General features: G+C 36.3%; 14 protein-coding genes and 1 rRNA gene. 12 read left to right on the forward strand and 3 right to left on the reverse strand.

Annotated features, from left to right (window positions below; all coding sequences use genetic code 11):
- Positions 1–108: 108 nt before the first annotated feature.
- Positions 109–300 carry a YitT family protein gene (locus tag M3183_RS27480; RefSeq protein WP_396953743.1) on the forward strand — a complete coding sequence of 64 codons (192 nt, stop codon included), beginning with the start codon at positions 109–111 and terminating at the stop codon, positions 298–300.
- Between the two features lie 327 nt (positions 301–627).
- Here the strand turns inward: M3183_RS27480 and M3183_RS20065 are convergent, their stop codons facing one another.
- The 3 genes from M3183_RS20065 to M3183_RS20075 are packed head-to-tail and all read right to left on the reverse strand — an operon-like array spanning position 628 to position 3,371.
- On the reverse strand, positions 628–1,449 hold the full coding sequence (locus M3183_RS20065; protein ID WP_251472443.1) for an ABC transporter ATP-binding protein: 822 nt from the start codon (positions 1,447–1,449) through the stop codon (positions 628–630).
- A 3-nt stretch (positions 1,450–1,452) separates the two neighbouring features.
- Positions 1,453–2,475, reverse strand: coding sequence for a taurine ABC transporter substrate-binding protein (locus M3183_RS20070; RefSeq protein WP_251472444.1), 1,023 nt, complete (start codon positions 2,473–2,475; stop codon positions 1,453–1,455).
- Positions 2,476–2,492: 17 nt separating this feature from the next.
- A complete protein-coding gene (locus M3183_RS20075; protein ID WP_311315389.1) occupies positions 2,493–3,371 on the reverse strand; it encodes an ABC transporter permease in 879 nt (292 codons plus the stop codon).
- Positions 3,372–3,725: 354 nt separating this feature from the next.
- Between M3183_RS20075 and map the strand changes: the two genes are divergently transcribed.
- The 11 genes from map to M3183_RS20130 all read left to right on the forward strand — a co-directional run.
- A complete protein-coding gene (gene map, locus M3183_RS20080; protein ID WP_251472445.1) occupies positions 3,726–4,466 on the forward strand; it encodes a type I methionyl aminopeptidase in 741 nt (246 codons plus the stop codon).
- Between the two features lie 125 nt (positions 4,467–4,591).
- Positions 4,592–5,380: an HAD family hydrolase gene (locus M3183_RS20085; protein WP_251472446.1), complete on the forward strand. Its 789-nt coding sequence runs from the start codon at positions 4,592–4,594 to the stop codon at positions 5,378–5,380.
- Positions 5,381–5,471: 91 nt separating this feature from the next.
- Complete coding sequence (locus tag M3183_RS20090; RefSeq protein WP_251472447.1) at positions 5,472–6,158, forward strand: BsuPI-related putative proteinase inhibitor; 687 nt, start codon at positions 5,472–5,474, stop codon at positions 6,156–6,158.
- A gap of 231 nt (positions 6,159–6,389) precedes the next feature.
- A complete protein-coding gene (locus M3183_RS20095) occupies positions 6,390–8,036 on the forward strand; it encodes an amidohydrolase (RefSeq protein ID WP_251472448.1) in 1,647 nt (548 codons plus the stop codon).
- Between the two features lie 247 nt (positions 8,037–8,283).
- Complete coding sequence (locus M3183_RS20100) at positions 8,284–9,354, forward strand: permease (RefSeq protein WP_251472449.1); 1,071 nt, start codon at positions 8,284–8,286, stop codon at positions 9,352–9,354.
- Positions 9,355–9,519: 165 nt separating this feature from the next.
- Complete coding sequence (locus tag M3183_RS20105) at positions 9,520–10,740, forward strand: DUF438 domain-containing protein (RefSeq protein WP_251472450.1); 1,221 nt, start codon at positions 9,520–9,522, stop codon at positions 10,738–10,740.
- A gap of 568 nt (positions 10,741–11,308) precedes the next feature.
- Entirely contained in the window at positions 11,309–12,688 is a 1,380-nt protein-coding gene (gene brnQ / locus M3183_RS20110) for a branched-chain amino acid transport system II carrier protein (protein WP_251472451.1), read from the forward strand.
- Positions 12,689–12,851: 163 nt separating this feature from the next.
- Complete coding sequence (locus M3183_RS20115; RefSeq protein ID WP_251472452.1) at positions 12,852–13,394, forward strand: NADPH-dependent FMN reductase; 543 nt, start codon at positions 12,852–12,854, stop codon at positions 13,392–13,394.
- Between the two features lie 352 nt (positions 13,395–13,746).
- A complete protein-coding gene (locus M3183_RS20120; RefSeq protein WP_251472454.1) occupies positions 13,747–15,333 on the forward strand; it encodes a long-chain-fatty-acid--CoA ligase in 1,587 nt (528 codons plus the stop codon).
- 116 nt (positions 15,334–15,449) lie between these two features.
- A complete protein-coding gene (locus M3183_RS20125) occupies positions 15,450–15,920 on the forward strand; it encodes a hypothetical protein (RefSeq protein WP_251472456.1) in 471 nt (156 codons plus the stop codon).
- A gap of 358 nt (positions 15,921–16,278) precedes the next feature.
- Positions 16,279–16,588 (forward strand): 16S ribosomal RNA (locus M3183_RS20130); the annotation flags it as partial.

Here is a 16,588-nt window from a genome sequence, read left to right on the forward strand (position 1 = left end):
ATAAGTAAAAGGCTTTTATTGAATAAAGGCCTTTTTACTTTTCCGGATAATTAATTTCGTCGCCTTTGCATCCATTTGATTTGGCAGAAAGGAGCTTAAATAATAATAATGGATTATTTGAAAATCATTTTTGGGAATATTTTAATATCCCTATCTTATGCCTGCTTAGTGGTTCCAAATGAAATAATCAATGGGGGTGTAACCAGTCAAGCGTTAATACTAAACAAATTTTCTGGAACAGGGATTGCTAACCTTGCTAATATTATTACGTTGCTTCTATTATTATATTATTATGTTTAATTTTTCTTGGAAGGGAATATTTCTTTAAATCCATTTTAAGCGGCAGCTACTTATTCTTCTTTAATATTTTTTATTCATTGCAGTTAGACCTTCATGTAAATATCTTTACTTCTGTTTTACTTGCATCTGTATTAATTGCCTTGGGTTATTATTTTTGTATTTCTGTCAGCTCAATTACTTTAGCCTTATGAAAGGTGCCATTTTTACCTTGATCTATACCTTTTTATTAAAACAATTTTTAAATAGGAAGCAAGCAGTTGTTTTTCATCAGGAAGAGAGAGTAAAGATTAAATTAAAAAACCGCTTGAAATCAAGCGGTTTTAGATATTAATGTTGTAAGGATATCAAGCTGATAATTTCTTCGCGCTTTTTAACAAAGTCAGGATCTCCCCTGTACATTCGGCTTTTTCCTTCTTGAATTTTATATGGCAGATCACTATGAATTTCTTTAATGATTCGCCCTGGCCGAGAGGATAAAACAATAATATGTGTGCCTAACAGCAGTGCTTCTTCCACGTCATGGGTAATGAAGAAAATGGTTTTATGAGTTTCTCTCCATATTTGCCGGATATTGTCCTGCATTTGTTCTTTTGTCATGGCATCCAGAGCACCAAATGGTTCATCCATTAATACAATACGGGGATCATTGGCTAAGACACGGGCAATCGAAGCCCTTTGTTTCATTCCTCCTGAGAGTTCATAGGATTTTGCTTTTTTAAACTGAGAAAGCCCAACCATTTCTAAATAATGGTCAATAATTTCGCGCCTTTCTTTCATTGGTACTTTTCTCATCTTTAATCCAAAGCCGACATTGTCTTCAATATTCAACCATGGATAAAGCATTTGCTGCTGGAAAACGACACCCCTATGCCTGTCGGGTTTAGGAGAAATAGGCTTGTTGTCGAGCAGGACCTCACCAGACGTAGCTTGGTGAAAACCCGCTAGGATTCTTAATAATGTGGTTTTACCACAGCCGGAAGGGCCTAATACACAAACAAAACTACCTTCTTTTATTTGCAAATTAATATTTTTAAGTGCTGTTACTACCTGTTTATCTGTTTGATAAGTTAAATCTACATTCTTAATTTGAAGGACCATTTTTTCAGCGATAGTGTCTGTAAGAGAATTGCTGTTATTAATCGGACTCACCTCCTAATCCTGTTGAAGAAATTGTGGTGCAATAGCGTCTTCATATGCTTTCAAATCTGGTACCGATTGAATGGCCTTTTGTGTTTTTAAAAACTCCGCTGTGTCTTTTAAAGCCTTTGCAAATGCACCTTTTTTATCAGGTGTTCCTAAATAATCTTCAGAAGCTTGTTCTTTTGCATCTAACCAGATCAATTGATCCATGAAAAATGCTGCATCTTCTTTTGATACATTTAACTCATTTTTCATCGAGTCAGCCGCTTCATCTTTAGAAGAACGGTATAATTGGACTGCTTCATCCAATATTTTTATATATTGTTTTAATACATCAGGATGCTTTTCAACAAAATCACTCGAGGCTATTCCAACATCTGCAGTTAGAATTCCATCTTTGGCCAGGTCACGGCTGGTTAAAATAATATTACCGTCATCAACCATTTCTCCTAAAGTTGGATACCAAACGTAGCCAGCATCAATTTGTCCCTGCTTCCAAGCAGCCAGCATGTCCGCAGGCTTCATGTCTAATATTGTTACTTTGTTCTGATCAATCCCTTTTAATTTTAGGGCAGATAACAAGCTGTAATGTGTGGTGGAGCCAAAAGAAACCGCTACTTTTTTTCCGACTACATCTTCAAGAGATTTAATACCGCTGTCTTTCTTTGCAATTAAGGCCTCATTATCACCAATGACGTCGTGAAGCCAAATAACTTTATACGGCAGGTTTTGTGCAACACCGGATGCAACAGAACTGGAACCAATCAATCCAGCATCAATTTCCCCAGCAGCCATGGCAGTATTTACATCAACCGCTGCTTCAAACTGGTGCAGCTCAACCTTCACACCTTTGAACTTCTCCTCAAACATTTTTGTTGCTTTTGCCAGCAGCTCTGCATTTGGTATGACTTGATAACCAATTCGAAACGTTACAGTACCATCTTCAGATGTTGAGGTAGTTTTGTTCCCGCAAGCACTGACAATGAACAAAGTGAATATAATCATTAAACCCGTAAACCATTTCATTTTCTTCATTTCGTTACCCCCATTTTTTAATCTTTTCCTTTCCAAGGAATCACTTTATCTTCAATAATACGGAGGAGTCGATCAAGCAAAATCCCCGTTATTCCCATTAAAATAATCCCGACATACATGATATCGCTTCGTAAATATTTACTTGCATCAAGCACCAGCCATCCAATACCTGAAACAGCAGCAACCATTTCAGAGGCAACCAGAGTGGTATAGGCAAATCCAATCGCTGTGCGCATTCCGGTGAATATCTCGGGTAAACAGGATGGAAAAATAACATAGCGGAATGTTTGCCAGCTATTTGCACCTAAAGATGTTGCTGAGTGGATACGGTCTTCCAAGACACCTTTTACACCTGAGACGGCAGCGATATACATGGGTGCAAAGGCAGCAAGGTATAATAATGCAACTTTTGATAAATCTCCAATTCCAAACCATAAAATAAGTAGTGTGTAGTATGATAGTGGTGGCAGCGGTCGATAGAATTCTAGAATGGGGTCTAATGCAGCTCTGACTTTTGATGAATAACCACTAATTAATCCTAAAGGAACTGCTGTGATTAATGCTAAGAAGAAAGCTACGGATAAGCGATATAAACTATCAAACAAATGAAATAAGAGGCTGTTTCCTTTATAACCATTTACAAGCAGATCGGTAAAGGCTTCCCACGTCTTTGCTGGAGAAGGGATAAATACTTCAGAGAAAATATGGAGTTTGGTGATGATATACCATAGTAGAAAGACGACAACAACCGAGCTCCACATGATGCCTGTTTCCTGAGAAAATTTCGATTTCCACTTTCTTTTTTTTCTTATTTCCTTTGTTTCATTCATTGGTGAAACTGGGTCATATAATGGAAGGGTATCCTGATCCAATTTTTTATTCGTGTCCGAATTCATAAATATACTTCACTCTCCCTTGATATTTAGCCAAATGGTTATGGGACATATTGGCTGCTTTATGTAAAAACTTTTTAACAATTTTAAAAATCATAGATGTAAGGAAAAGCACTTAGATAAATCGTATTATAGAAGATAGTATAGAAGTCGTCAATATTATTTGAATATTAATATTATTCAAATAATAGATATAGGATATAAGTAAATTTCATAAATAGTTTAATAAATAATTAAATTCTTTAATAAAAGAAACAGTAATTTCCGCCAATTTGTCAATTACTTGTTTTTTTCTTTGTAGAAACGCTAAAATAATACATAGATAAAAGATAAATATATGAAGAAGCAGGGATTATAATGATTGTAAAAACCGAAGAAGATATTAACGGCTTGAAAGAAATTGGCAGAATCTGTGCTGCTATTCGTGATGAATTAGTAAGTAAAACGGTGCCGGGAATCACCACTAAGGAACTGGATGAAATTGCTGGTGTCATGTTTGAAAAGGAAGGGGCTGTTTCTGCTCCTAAAGGAGAATACGATTTTCCTGGATATACATGCATTAGTGTCAACGAGGAAGTCGCTCATGGAATTCCTGGGGATCGTGTTATCCAAGAAGGCGATCTTGTCAATATAGACGTTTCTGGTTCAAAGAACGGCTATTTTGCAGATACAGGTATCTCCATCGTTGTAGGCGATGGTAATGAAGTGTTAAAGAATTTATGTAATACAGCAAAATTAGCCTTTGAAGCAGGTATAAAAAAAGCAAAACCTGGTTCGAGAATTACAGGGCTTGGCAAGGTTGTATACCAGACAGCGAGACAGCGTGGCTTTAACGTTATAATGAACTTAACTGGTCACGGAATTGGCCGAACCATTCATGAAGAGCCTGAGTATATTTATAATTACTATGAACCATCAGACAGCGGTTTATTAAAAGATGGAATGGTTATTGCCTTCGAACCGTTCATCTCCACTGATGAAGAAGAGGTATTTGAAAAAGGAGATGGTTGGACCTATATCACTGAACAAAGCTTTGTTGCACAGTATGAGCATACCATGATTTTAACAAAAAATGGTCCAATCATTACGACTCTTTAAATAAGAGAAAAGCAGGAACTTATAAAATCCTGCTTTTTTTGTTGCGCCAAAAAATAATAATCTGTATAGTTGTCCTATACACAAAATTCAAACGATTCATTAGTAATGTTGGGAGAGAGGCAAAAATGATTAAGGCAATATTCTTTGATTTGGATGATACCCTGCTGTGGGACCAAAAAAGTGTGAAGGAAGCATTTCGTGCTACTTGCAAAGCAGCAGAAGAACGTTGCGGAGTGGAACCTGATAAACTTGAAGAAGCTGTTCGGGAGTCAGCAAGAAATCTATATTCTAGTTATGAATTTTACCCTTTTACGCAAATGATTGGTATTAATCCTTTTGAAGGATTATGGGGGGATTTCCCAGATGAAGATCTTGATGAATTTAAACAAATGAAAGAAATTGTTCCAAATTATCGAAGGGATGCTTGGACCGCAGGGCTGGAAGCATTAGGTGTAAATGATCCTGATTTTGGTCAAGAATTAGCTGAACGGTTTCCTGCTGAACGAAGGAAGTCGCCGTTTGTCTATCAAGATTCCTTTCAAACACTTGATGCTTTAAAGGGGAAGTATCAGCTTCTTTTATTAACAAATGGCTCACCAGACCTGCAAAATACGAAATTAACCATTACACCGGAAATTAGTCCTTATTTTGATCATATCGTCATTTCGGGGGCTTTTGGAAAAGGAAAACCAGATCCATCCATTTTTGAACATGCATTATCATTACTTACTTTGGATAAAGAGGAAGTCATCATGGTTGGTGATAACTTAATGACAGATATCCTCGGAGCAAATCGTGCGGGAATAAAATCGGTTTGGATTAACCGTCATGGAAAAGAAAGAAATGAAGTTGTCCCTGCCTATGAAATTAAAGAATTAAGTGAGCTATTTCCTATCTTAGAAAGTTTAAAATGATGCCAAATTAGGCTGTTAATAGTGTAACTATTCCCTTAGTAACGCGACTAATTAAATGAACAGTTTAATACAATTAAAGGGGATAGTGTGTATGTTAAATAATAGATTTTTTTACTTGATATTTTCAGTGGTTATTATAGGGATGTTGTCAGGCTGCGGAAGCAGTGATGATGATCATCTTAATTCGGATTCTGTTACACCGAAAAACTCTGCTGGGAATAGTATTGCTGCAAAATTCCATCCGACCCTCGATATAAAAGAGGAGGAGAAGGATGTTATTGTAAAATATAATGTAAAGAATTTATCTGGTGCCTCCAAAAAATTGAGCTTTTCGAACGGATTGGAAGCAGATTTTGTTTTATATGACCAAAACGGTCATATTTTGAAAAGACATTCTCAAAATGTCTTATCATCCCAGGCATTAAAAGAAATGACGCTAAAAAATAATCAAGTGATTGAAAAAGTTTTTAAAATTCCCGGCCTTGTTAATGGCGACTATAAAATAGAAGTATTTTTACTAGCAAATGAGGAGCAGGCTAAAGTGGTGACTGAATTTAAGGTAGAACATTCTATTTATACAAAAGGGCATGGGAAACTAACTGGACTTATGGACCCTCATACAATAGAGGTAAATCAAGATGGAGAAGCTGTTGCTTACCAATTATCAACCCAGGCTAGGGAAGAAGTAACTTCTTTAAAAGACGGTATTATAGTTTCTTTCATTTATAGCGAAAATGGTAACGGACAAAAAGTCATTCAATGGTTTGAAAACAAATAGGATACCTATGTGAAAAGAGATATTAAAGTTGTCTCTTTTTATGTTTATAAAATAATTTAAATGACTAATATAAAACCAAATTATTTTGAAAATATTGAAAATTATAAAACATAGTGTTTTAATTAAAAGTAGCCACTTTTATGGACTGGTCGGAAAATGTACTTGTTGTATCCACAGTGAACCAATTTCCTGCAGCAGTGAAACTGGAAAAAGGATGGGGGTATGAATCGAATGAAGGTTGATCTATTACTGAAAAACGCTAATGTTTTAACATTGGACCAAGAAAATCGCTGCGCTGGTTGTGTAGCCGTTGCAAAAGGAAAAATCGTTGGGATTTGGGTCACTGAAGAACCTCCAAAGGGAGCTATTGAGATTTCTAGTCAAACAAATGTGGTTGACTTACATGGTGCTTCATTATTACCAGGATTTATTGATACACATAATCATATTTTAATGTACGGACAAACCATGAGCATGGTAAATTGCTGTAGTCCATCTCCTAATCAAACGATTAAGGGTGTACTTGAAGGGATTGCGGCGAAAGTACAAGAAACTAAAAATGGGGAGTGGGTTCAAGGGTATGGATATGATGATACCCTAATCAATGAAAAACGCCATATTACCCGGGAAGATCTCGATCAGGTTTCCAGCAATACTCCCGTTTTCATTACCCATGTATCCGGTCACGTAGCCTATGTTAATTCCCTAGCTTTAAAAATGGCAGGGTTAACAGATGGAATCTCTAATCCAAATGGCGGTCAATATGGAAAAGATGAAAAAGGACGGTTAAACGGGGTACTTTATGAAGAATCAGCAATGGCTCCAGTAAGACGGAAAATTCCACAAATGACTGTTGAAGATAAAATACACGCCATTAGTACGGCATCAAAAGAATATGTTGCACAAGGAATTACAACAATTACGGATGCAGCTGTCTTCGGACTTGATGACCTTGAAGCCCACCTTCAAGCATCGAAATTTGGAGTCAATCCAATGCGCACCAGGTTAATGATTATGCACCATCTTCTCCGTAAAGGGGCTCCTTATGGGGACTATTCGCAGGAACAATTGAATAAAGAAATTATGATGCGCTCCGGCGGCCGGGCTAAATTGGACAGTGCCAAAATTTTCCAATACGGCTTAATTCAAGGTTTACCAGAGGCATTAAGTAAGTCTTATTATAATAATCCCGTTACGATAAACCATTCACAGGATTCTTTTAATGAAGAAGTGCTGGATTTACACCGGAGAGGATTTCGTATGGCAGCACATGGGAATGGAGATAGGGCGGTCGGATCTATTTTGGAAGCCTATGAAAATGCTTTATTACCTTATCCTCGAGCAAAACACCTTCATCGTATTGACCATGTTCAAACTGCTTCAACTGCTGTCATCAAGAAGATGGCAGAGCTTGGTGTTGCGGGCTCCTTCTCTATTAATCATGTTTATTTATGCGGAGAACGTCATAAACAAATCTTCTTAATACCTGAGCGGGGTAATAGAATTAGTCCATTGGCCGAGGCCGTTAAGCATAACTTGTTATTTACACTGCATTCTGATTGCCCAATCACTTCAATTTCACCCATTTTTTCGGTGTGGTTGGCTGTCAATCGAATGACAAGAGATGGCGATATTCTTGGTCCTGAACAACGAATAGATTTGGTGACCGCATTAAAATCAATGACCATTTACGGGGCAGAATTAAATTTTGACGAAAAAATTACTGGAAGTATAGAAATTGGAAGGCAGGCGGATTTTGTTGTGCTGGAAGCAGATCCGACCGCCGTCAATCCGATGGACATTAAAGATATTAAAATACAGGCAACGTTTATAGAAGGCAAGCCTGTTTATGTGAAAGATACAGTAAGAACCATATGATTAATAGCTTTAAGCCATTAAACGTAACCAATTTAACTTTTAATAAAAAAGTTAGCAATTGAGAATTGATACAAAAGTATAAATACCTGAAACGAAATAGGAGAGGAGATTGAGTTCTTCTCTTTTTATTTTTAGCATCAGATATTTAGATAATTAGAGACATATTTCTATCGATTTTTTAGATACATATTCATCTATTTGTATGATATAATTTTTCTCGTTCTAATTTTAGGAGGTTTCTTTTATTATGGCTGAAGTTAATCATTCAATTTCATCACCGCAGGCTCATCAAAAGAGGACTGTTGTTTATGTTTTCATGTTTTTACTAATTACCATTATCGGATTGACATACGTAAAATGGTATCCTTACTACAATAAAACCATTTTGGCGTCTGCCACACATTCTATTGGGGCGTCTATTTTGGGTGATAACGCTGATATGCCGTCAGTTTCATGGAGCAGTGCCTTGTCTTATGCGCTTGCCTATTTTAATTCTGTTTGGGAAGCGGCCGTTTTGGGGATTCTGCTTGGATCCTTAATTCAGGTATTACTTCCAGCTAATTGGCTGTTAAAAGTGCTGGGTAAAACATCCTTTGGCAGTACTGCTGTTGCAGGACTTGCATCACTTCCAGGAATGATGTGCACCTGTTGTGCTGCGCCGATTGCTGTCGGGATGCGTAAGAAAAATGTTTCAGTTGGTGCCAGCCTTGCCTTCTGGATCGGCAACCCGACGCTTAATCCAGCTACATTAATTTTTATGACTTTTGTTCTGTCGTGGAAGTTTACTGTTTTGCGTCTTATATTTGGGATTATTTTAACATTTGGAGTAAGCTATCTGGCGAACAGGTATGCACCCCAGGGAAATTCAGCAGATTTTAATAAAATGATTGAAAAGGCTGAAACTGAAGAAAAAAGTTCTTTTGCAAAAAGATGGATGAAAAGCATCGGAAATATGATTTTATATATTGTTCCGATGTATGTTCTTTCTGTACTTATTATCGGTGCTGTTCGGGTATGGCTGTTCCCTCATATTGGTGAAGCAGCAGGTAATAGTTTGCTTGCCATAATAGGTTTTGCTATCGCCGGAATGCTATTCGTCATTCCAACGGCTGCAGAAATTCCCATTATCCAAACGTTCATGTCATTTGGTCTTGGGGGAGGGGCAGCAGGTGCCTTATTGTTGGCCTTGCCATCTGTTAGTCTGCCATCATTATTGCTTGTGGGAAGATCATTTCCTAAAAAAGTATTATTCTTTGTTGCAGGAGCAGTTGTCATTTTAAGTATTATAAGTGGAATTGCCGGATTGTTTATACTTTAGTTTTTAAAAAGGGGTCAGCCGTTTTTGGCAAGGCCCCTTTTCTAATGTTCATAAGTTGTTAAAAAGTTTAAACCCAACCAATGATTTTTATCACAATCCTCGATTCATATCAATGTTATTTTATAAACAAGACAAAAATCCCCGACATGGCGAAGGAGAATTGTGATGAGTGAACTTATTAATAATCGTGAAAAAAATACCATCCAAAATACAGAACGGCATGGAATGCTGAAACAAATTTTTATAGATCTTCATAATGGGAGAAACATCGCAGAGGTAAAAGCTCATTTTGATGCATATATCGGTAAAATAACGATTGGGGAAATTTCCCAGCTTTCCCATGAGTTTGATGATATTCCAGCAGATGAATTAAAACGAATTTACACACAGCACACTGAAATTTTTATGGGGTCCATCGCAGAGGATTCACGTGATCAAAGTCCTGAAGAACAACCAGGGCACCCAGTTCATACATTCAAATTGGAAAACGCAGAACTTGATAAACTGGTGAAAACAAAGCTTCAAGTACATTTGTGGCAATTCGAAAAAGAAGACTTACCAGAGGTTGTATACAATTTACTTGAGGACATTAATCTCCTGCTGGATATTGATAAGCATTTTAATCGCAAAGAACACCTTGTTTTTCCTTTCCTTGAAAAGTACGGAATATACGGCCCCACGAACAATATGTGGAGAATTGACGACTTTATTAGAGATGCCATAAAGGATGTAAAGCAAAAATTAACGAATTATGAGGGGGACAAAAGGACAGTTATCAAGGTAATTGACTATATAATAGAAGAAATAACTGCTATGATATATCGAGAGGAGAATATCTTGTTCCCTATGGCATTAAATAATTTCACGGAGGATGAATGGGTAAAAATAGCTCATGAAAGTGATGAAATCGGATTTTGTTTGACAGAACCGGCGGCTATATGGAAACCTGAGCGAAAGCAGTTGGATGCAAATGCGATTTCTGAAGGCTACATTAAATTCGAAACAGGAATTTTATCGTTAAAACAATTAGAGCTAATTTTAAATCACCTGCCTATAGATATTACGTTTATTGATCATGAGGATGTTGTTCGTTATTTTTCACATGGAAAAGAACGTATTTTTGCAAGAACCAAGGCAGTTATAGGCCGTACAGTGCAAAATTGCCATCCACCTAAGAGCGTTCATGCAGTAGAAGAACTTTTGGCTGATTTTAAGGCTGGAAGAAAGGATTGTGAGGATTTCTGGATAAAATTCCGAGATAAATATGTCTACATTCGGTATTTTGCAGTTAGAGATGAAGGCGGTAAATACATCGGCACACTTGAATTTACGCAAAATATTGCATCTCTTCGGGCCGTTGATGGGGAGAAGAGGATACTATCATAAAAATACCGGCATCATTGTCGGTGTTTTTATTTATCAATTTTTGAGCATAAAGGTTGATTTAATGAAAATGTAGATATATTATGAAAAACTGTGTGATATATTTGAAAAATCTCAGAAAAAACATCATATGTTTCTAAAAAAGATGATTTAGTTAATAAACAATAATAACATTATGTTAACTAATCTTATGTTCTGATAGATAACACCATTCATGTATTGTAAAAATTATAATATTATTGAATTATGATTACATTTGATATGTTATCCTAAGTCACTATTGGGGGAAACTCAACATGTGATAAATAGAATCGATTCATTTTTCTAAACCTTAATTCAATTCATTTCAGGCTGAATAGTCTAAATTTTTACTTTATGTATAGGCTTCCAAATGCGTCCCGTTAGGAAATCTATGAAATATAAAACACATTTCGACAAAAAGATACAAATATCTCCAATATCAAAATTGTCGAAATAATTATAAAAATGTGTTGCAATTTATAAAATAGAATAGTAATATTACTTTATCGCAATAATAGTTTTCGGTTATACATTTAGGAGGAATTGTTTTATGGAAAAGAAACTGCCATTTTCAAGGTATTTTGTAATAGGGGTCATGTTGTTTGCCTTATTTTTTGGGGCAGGAAACTTAATATTTCCAGCATCATTGGGTCAGCAGGCAGGTACAAATATTTGGACGGCTGTAGCAGGCTTTTTGGTTACGGGAATAGGTCTTCCATTCCTAGGTATTTTGGCGATGGGCTACTCTGGAAGCCGGAACTTACAGGATCTTGCCAGCAGAATTCATCCAATATACGGCGTAATCTTTACAGCTTTATTATATTTAACAATTGGACCATTTTTTGCAGCACCTCGGACCGGAGCTGTTGCTTATGATATTGGGATTGCACCATTTGTCGGTGAAGCACATGCTCAGCTTGGTTTATTCATTTTTACATTGCTCTTTTTTATCGTAACACTTTGGTTTTCATTAAACCCTGCCAAGATTGTTGATAATGTTGGAAAAATATTATCTCCTGCAATTATCGTCTTGCTTATTATCCTGTTAGTTACTGCTTTTATAAAACCAATTGGAGCTTTTACAGCGCCGCAAGAGGCTTACTCTAATGGTGCATTTATGAAAGGCTTTATGGAAGGCTATAATACAATGGACGCCCTTGCGTCACTGGTATTTGGGATTATTGTTATTAATGCCATACGTTCGATGGGAGTAACATCTGCCAAAGGAATTCTTTTTACATCTGCTAAATCAGGATTTGTAGCAGCATTATTCCTTGGATTAATTTATGTAGGTATTGCTTATTTAGGAGCAACATCTACCGGAACTTTCGGTCTGTTTGATAACGGCGGTCCTGTACTTGGGAAATCAGCTTCTTACTATTTTGGAACATTGGGTACCGTTATGTTATCGGTCGTCATTCTTCTTGCTTGTTTGACAACAAGTATTGGCTTAATCACTGCATGTGGTGAGTATTTTCATACTTTATTTCCAAAAATAAGCTATAAAAGGTTTGTCTTACTTTTTTCGGCCTTCTGTTTTGTTATTGCAAATTTTGGTTTATCAAATATTATTAATTATTCAATTCCAGTTTTAATGTTTTTATATCCATTAGCTGTCGCATTAATGTTGTTGACATTCTTGTCGAAGTTGTTCAATCATTCACGAATTGTTTATATAGCTGCAATCATTGTAACATTCTTCATCAGTATCATTGATGGCTTGAAGACTTTCTGTCAGCTGTTTAAAATTGATTACTTCGGCTGGCTTTCATCAGTAATATCGTTTTATGAACAGGTACTTCCATTTTATAATCAAGGGCTTGGCTGGCTGGTACCAGTAATAGTAACGATATTAATTACAGGATTAATCGTACGAATTGGAAATTTTTCCGGAGCTGGGGTTAATGAGAATTCGGAAGGTACTATATAAATTGTGGACATCTTCACCACTGGTGGAGATGTTTTTTTATTAAATTAGGAAAAAAGATAGAAGAAGTTAAAGTAAAGAGCACATTAATTGAAATTATATTTGCCTTTTTTATATAATCAGAATTATCGCAATCTAAATTAGAAAAGGTGTGTGTAAAAGAAAAATGAAATTAGTTGCAATCGTTGGCAGTTTAAGAAAGGATTCATATAACAAACAATTAGCCTCCATAATTAAGGAAAGAAACAGCAATAAATTTGATTTGGAAATTCTTGATTTGAGTGTACTTCCATTTTATAACCAAGATAAGGAAAATAACCCTCCCGAAACAGTTATTGATTTTAAACGTCGAGTAAAAGAAGCGGATGGAGTCATCATTGTAACTCCTGAATATAACTGGTCAATTCCAGGCGTTTTGAAAAATGCACTTGATTGGCTTTCTCGTGTTGATAAGGTCTTAACCGGTAAGCCAGTTATGACTGCAGGTGCTGCTACTGGAATTATGGGTACAATCCGAGCCCAGCTGCATATCCGCCAAATATTAACAGCAATGCAAGTCAATTTGCTGCCTCCTGCAGGGAATGAAATTCTAATTAATCAAGCAATGTCTAAATTTGATCAGGAAACAGGAAAGCTGAAAGATGAGGCAACAGTCCAATTTATTGATGATGTAGTTAATCGTTTTGTACAATTCATCGATGGGAAATAAAATAAACAAAAAGTCCCAAATAAACGGTGGGTCCACTGTTCATTTGGGATTTTTTATTTTTCCTTTTAGCAGACTTTAAACAGAAGCTCAAGGTTCTATTTACATCATAATAACACCATTACCATTCACATTGGAAAAGCTAATAGTTCTTGTTTAGCCATCATTTTCTTCTATACAATGTAAGCATTTTGATATTTCATAGCAATAATTTCCTTTTAATTCTAGGTAAAAAAGAATCCAATCAAAAGGAGGAATGAATATTTTAAAGTTTCTAAAATAATAAAGGAAAATTCATAATCTTTGGTGAATATATAAATGGAATTAAAAACTTTTAAAACAGGAGCTGATAATCATGTTTTCTCCGTTAACACCATTGGACTGGAAACGCAGAGCAATCAAGTATTATCCGCAAAAAACAGCAGTCATCGATGCAGAAAAGGAATTTACATATCTGGAATTTGGCCAGCGTGTTGACAAGCTTTCCGCTGCTTTATATGAAGCTGGTATCAATCCAAAAGACCATGTAGCAGTTATGCTGCCAAATACCCATTATATGCTTGAATGTTTTTATGGAATCGGTCAGCTTGGGGCTGTTATGGTGCCATTAAATTATCGTTTATCAGCTGGCGACTTGGAGTATATCATTCGTCATAGTGATGCGAAAATGTTAATTGTTGATGAAGAATTCTGCAAGCCCATTGAAGAAATAGCAGATAATCTATCGTTAGAGAAAATTGTTATTGTGCAAGTTTCAGGACATAAAACTTCATTGAAAGGAGTCTTTTACGAGGATTTTCTCGAACATGCCGGTAATGATTTTCCAGAGGTTGAAATTGATGAAAATCAGCTCCTTACATTAAACTATACAAGCGGAACGACATCAAAGCCGAAGGGTGTGATGTTAACACACCGAAGTAATTATTTAAATGCAGCCAATGTTTTATATCATTTAAACGTTATTCATGATGATGTATATCTGCATACATTACCGATGTTCCATGCAAATGGATGGGGGACTGTATGGGCCATAACGGCTGCAGGCGGTACCCATGTATGTTTACGAAAAGTGGATCCGCCTTTAATTCTCGAATTATTTGAAACTAAAAACATCTCATTGTTATGTGGTGCACCAACAGTTGTAAATATGCTGGTTAATGATCCAAAAGCAAAGGATGTTAAGATCAGCACTAGTCCAAGGATGGCTACAGCCGGAGCACCGCCGGCCGCTGCTTTAATTCAAAAAGCACAGGAAATATTAGGCTTAAATATGATACATGTTTATGGTTTAACAGAAACATCGCCTTTTATTTTATATTGTGAGTGGAATAATGGATTTAATTTAAAAACACTTGATGAACAAGCGACTATTAAGGCTAGACAAGGAATTGAACTGGCTTTCAATGGTGAAACAAAAGTTGTTGGTCAGGATGGGCAGGAAGTAGCTTGGAATGGAAAAGAACTGGGCGAGATTGTCACCCGGGGGAATGTAGTCATGGCAGGATATTATAAAGATCCTGAAACAACTTCTGCTGCCATAAAAGATGGATGGTTTCACACAGGTGATTTAGCTGTAACCCACCCAGATGGATATATTGAAATTCAAGACCGAGCAAAGGATTTGATTATTTCTGGTGGTGAAAATATTTCTTCTACGGAAGTAGAGGGTGTGTTATATAAACATCCTGATGTTAGAGAGGCCGCTGTTATCGCTATTCCGGATGAAAAATGGGGAGAGGTACCCAAAGCCATTATCGTTAAGCAGCCAGGTGCAATGGTGAAGGAGGGTGAAATTATTGAATTTTGCCGTTCCAATATGGCTCACTTCAAAGCACCGAAAGCTGTGGAGTTTGTGGAAGCCCTGCCAAAAACAGCGACTGGTAAATTACAAAAATATCGATTAAGAGAAATGTATTGGAGAGGAACTAAAAAGGTTAATTAGGGGATAAGGACGGTGATTATATCATCGTCCTTTCTTTATCCTTTTAAGTCTGGTTCAAAAATAGTATGATAAATTTAGTTTGAAGTCTACTAAGTAAATATTAGGGAGATAGAAATATGAGTACAAATTCGGAAGAACTTAAAGTTGAATTAGCCTATTTAAAAGGATTGAATCAGGAACTATTTGAAAAGAATGTATTGCCTGCAATCCACGCAAAGATCGAGGAATTTATGGATGCTTTTGAGGATTTTTTTAGAGAAAGAGGATTTGTTGTTCGGAGAAAAAATGATTCTGTAAGAGTATCTTTTGATATATTACATTTCAAAGCCTTTTCTAATGAAAATCAAACCATCTTAATTACAAAAGGGAAAGAACAAATTGCATTAATTCCAGTGAAATATAAGGGGAATGACGGTATTAAAAATTCAAGAGAGGCAGCTTCTATATCCCAGCTGGAAAAAGAAATAGAAAGAGAAAAGCAGTTATCCCTTGAATTGAAAGAACCTGAGGTTTATTACACGGGCGGTGAATTAGGTCCAAGATTTGACGATCCGTTTCCAATCTTAAATAGTATTTTCAATGTATAAGTCAGGCATAAATATAATTTTACTGGAAAAAATTGTGCGTTGCATCAAATTATCCAGCGTGGTAATATAAGATCCGTTATTGCGAAAAGGAACATCCATAATCAAATTGTTTCTTTGCGATATTAATAACAATTTAATGCTCCAATTCAAAAACATATTCAATAAAACTTGATTTTGGTAAAAATATTTGTTGATATGATTATAAGAATGTGGTATTATATTGATTGTCGCTTCAATAATTGTTCTTTGAAAACTAAACAAACAAAAAACGTCAACAAACAATAAATTATCGAGTTTCTTCTATTATATATAGTAGAATTCGAGCCAACGTAAATATGAGCTAATCAACTCAACTCTTTTTTTGGAGAGTTTGATCCTGGCTCAGGACGAACGCTGGCGGCGTGCCTAATACATGCAAGTCGAGCGAATTTTTGGGAGCTTGCTCTCAAAAGTTAGCGGCGGACGGGTGAGTAACACGTGGGCAACCTGCCTGTAAGATCGGGATAACTTCGGGAAACCGGAGCTAATACCGGATAACTCATATCTGCACATGCAGATAAGTTAAAAGTCGGTTTCGGCTGACACTTACAGATGGGCCCGCGGCGCATTAGCTAGTTGGTGAGGTAACGGCTCACCAAGGCAACGATGCGTAGCCGACCTGAGAGGGT

The organism is Neobacillus mesonae (genome assembly GCF_023715155.1).
GTDB classification, from domain to species: domain Bacteria; phylum Bacillota; class Bacilli; order Bacillales; family Cytobacillaceae; genus Neobacillus; species Neobacillus mesonae_A.

Coding starts and splice junctions, on each gene's coding strand:
- M3183_RS20070 (WP_251472444.1), bottom strand. CDS start 2,475: ATGAAGAAAATGAAATGGTTTACGGGTTTAATGATTATATTCACTTTG.
- M3183_RS20105 (WP_251472450.1), top strand. CDS start 9,520: ATGAGTGAACTTATTAATAATCGTGAAAAAAATACCATCCAAAATACA.
- M3183_RS20125 (WP_251472456.1), top strand. CDS start 15,450: ATGAGTACAAATTCGGAAGAACTTAAAGTTGAATTAGCCTATTTAAAA.
- M3183_RS27480 (WP_396953743.1), top strand. CDS start 109: ATGGATTATTTGAAAATCATTTTTGGGAATATTTTAATATCCCTATCT.
- M3183_RS20095 (WP_251472448.1), top strand. CDS start 6,390: ATGAAGGTTGATCTATTACTGAAAAACGCTAATGTTTTAACATTGGAC.
- brnQ (WP_251472451.1), top strand. CDS start 11,309: ATGGAAAAGAAACTGCCATTTTCAAGGTATTTTGTAATAGGGGTCATG.
- map (WP_251472445.1), top strand. CDS start 3,726: ATGATTGTAAAAACCGAAGAAGATATTAACGGCTTGAAAGAAATTGGC.
- M3183_RS20085 (WP_251472446.1), top strand. CDS start 4,592: ATGATTAAGGCAATATTCTTTGATTTGGATGATACCCTGCTGTGGGAC.
- M3183_RS20115 (WP_251472452.1), top strand. CDS start 12,852: ATGAAATTAGTTGCAATCGTTGGCAGTTTAAGAAAGGATTCATATAAC.
- M3183_RS20075 (WP_311315389.1), bottom strand. CDS start 3,371: ATGAATTCGGACACGAATAAAAAATTGGATCAGGATACCCTTCCATTA.
- M3183_RS20090 (WP_251472447.1), top strand. CDS start 5,472: ATGTTAAATAATAGATTTTTTTACTTGATATTTTCAGTGGTTATTATA.
- M3183_RS20120 (WP_251472454.1), top strand. CDS start 13,747: ATGTTTTCTCCGTTAACACCATTGGACTGGAAACGCAGAGCAATCAAG.
- M3183_RS20100 (WP_251472449.1), top strand. CDS start 8,284: ATGGCTGAAGTTAATCATTCAATTTCATCACCGCAGGCTCATCAAAAG.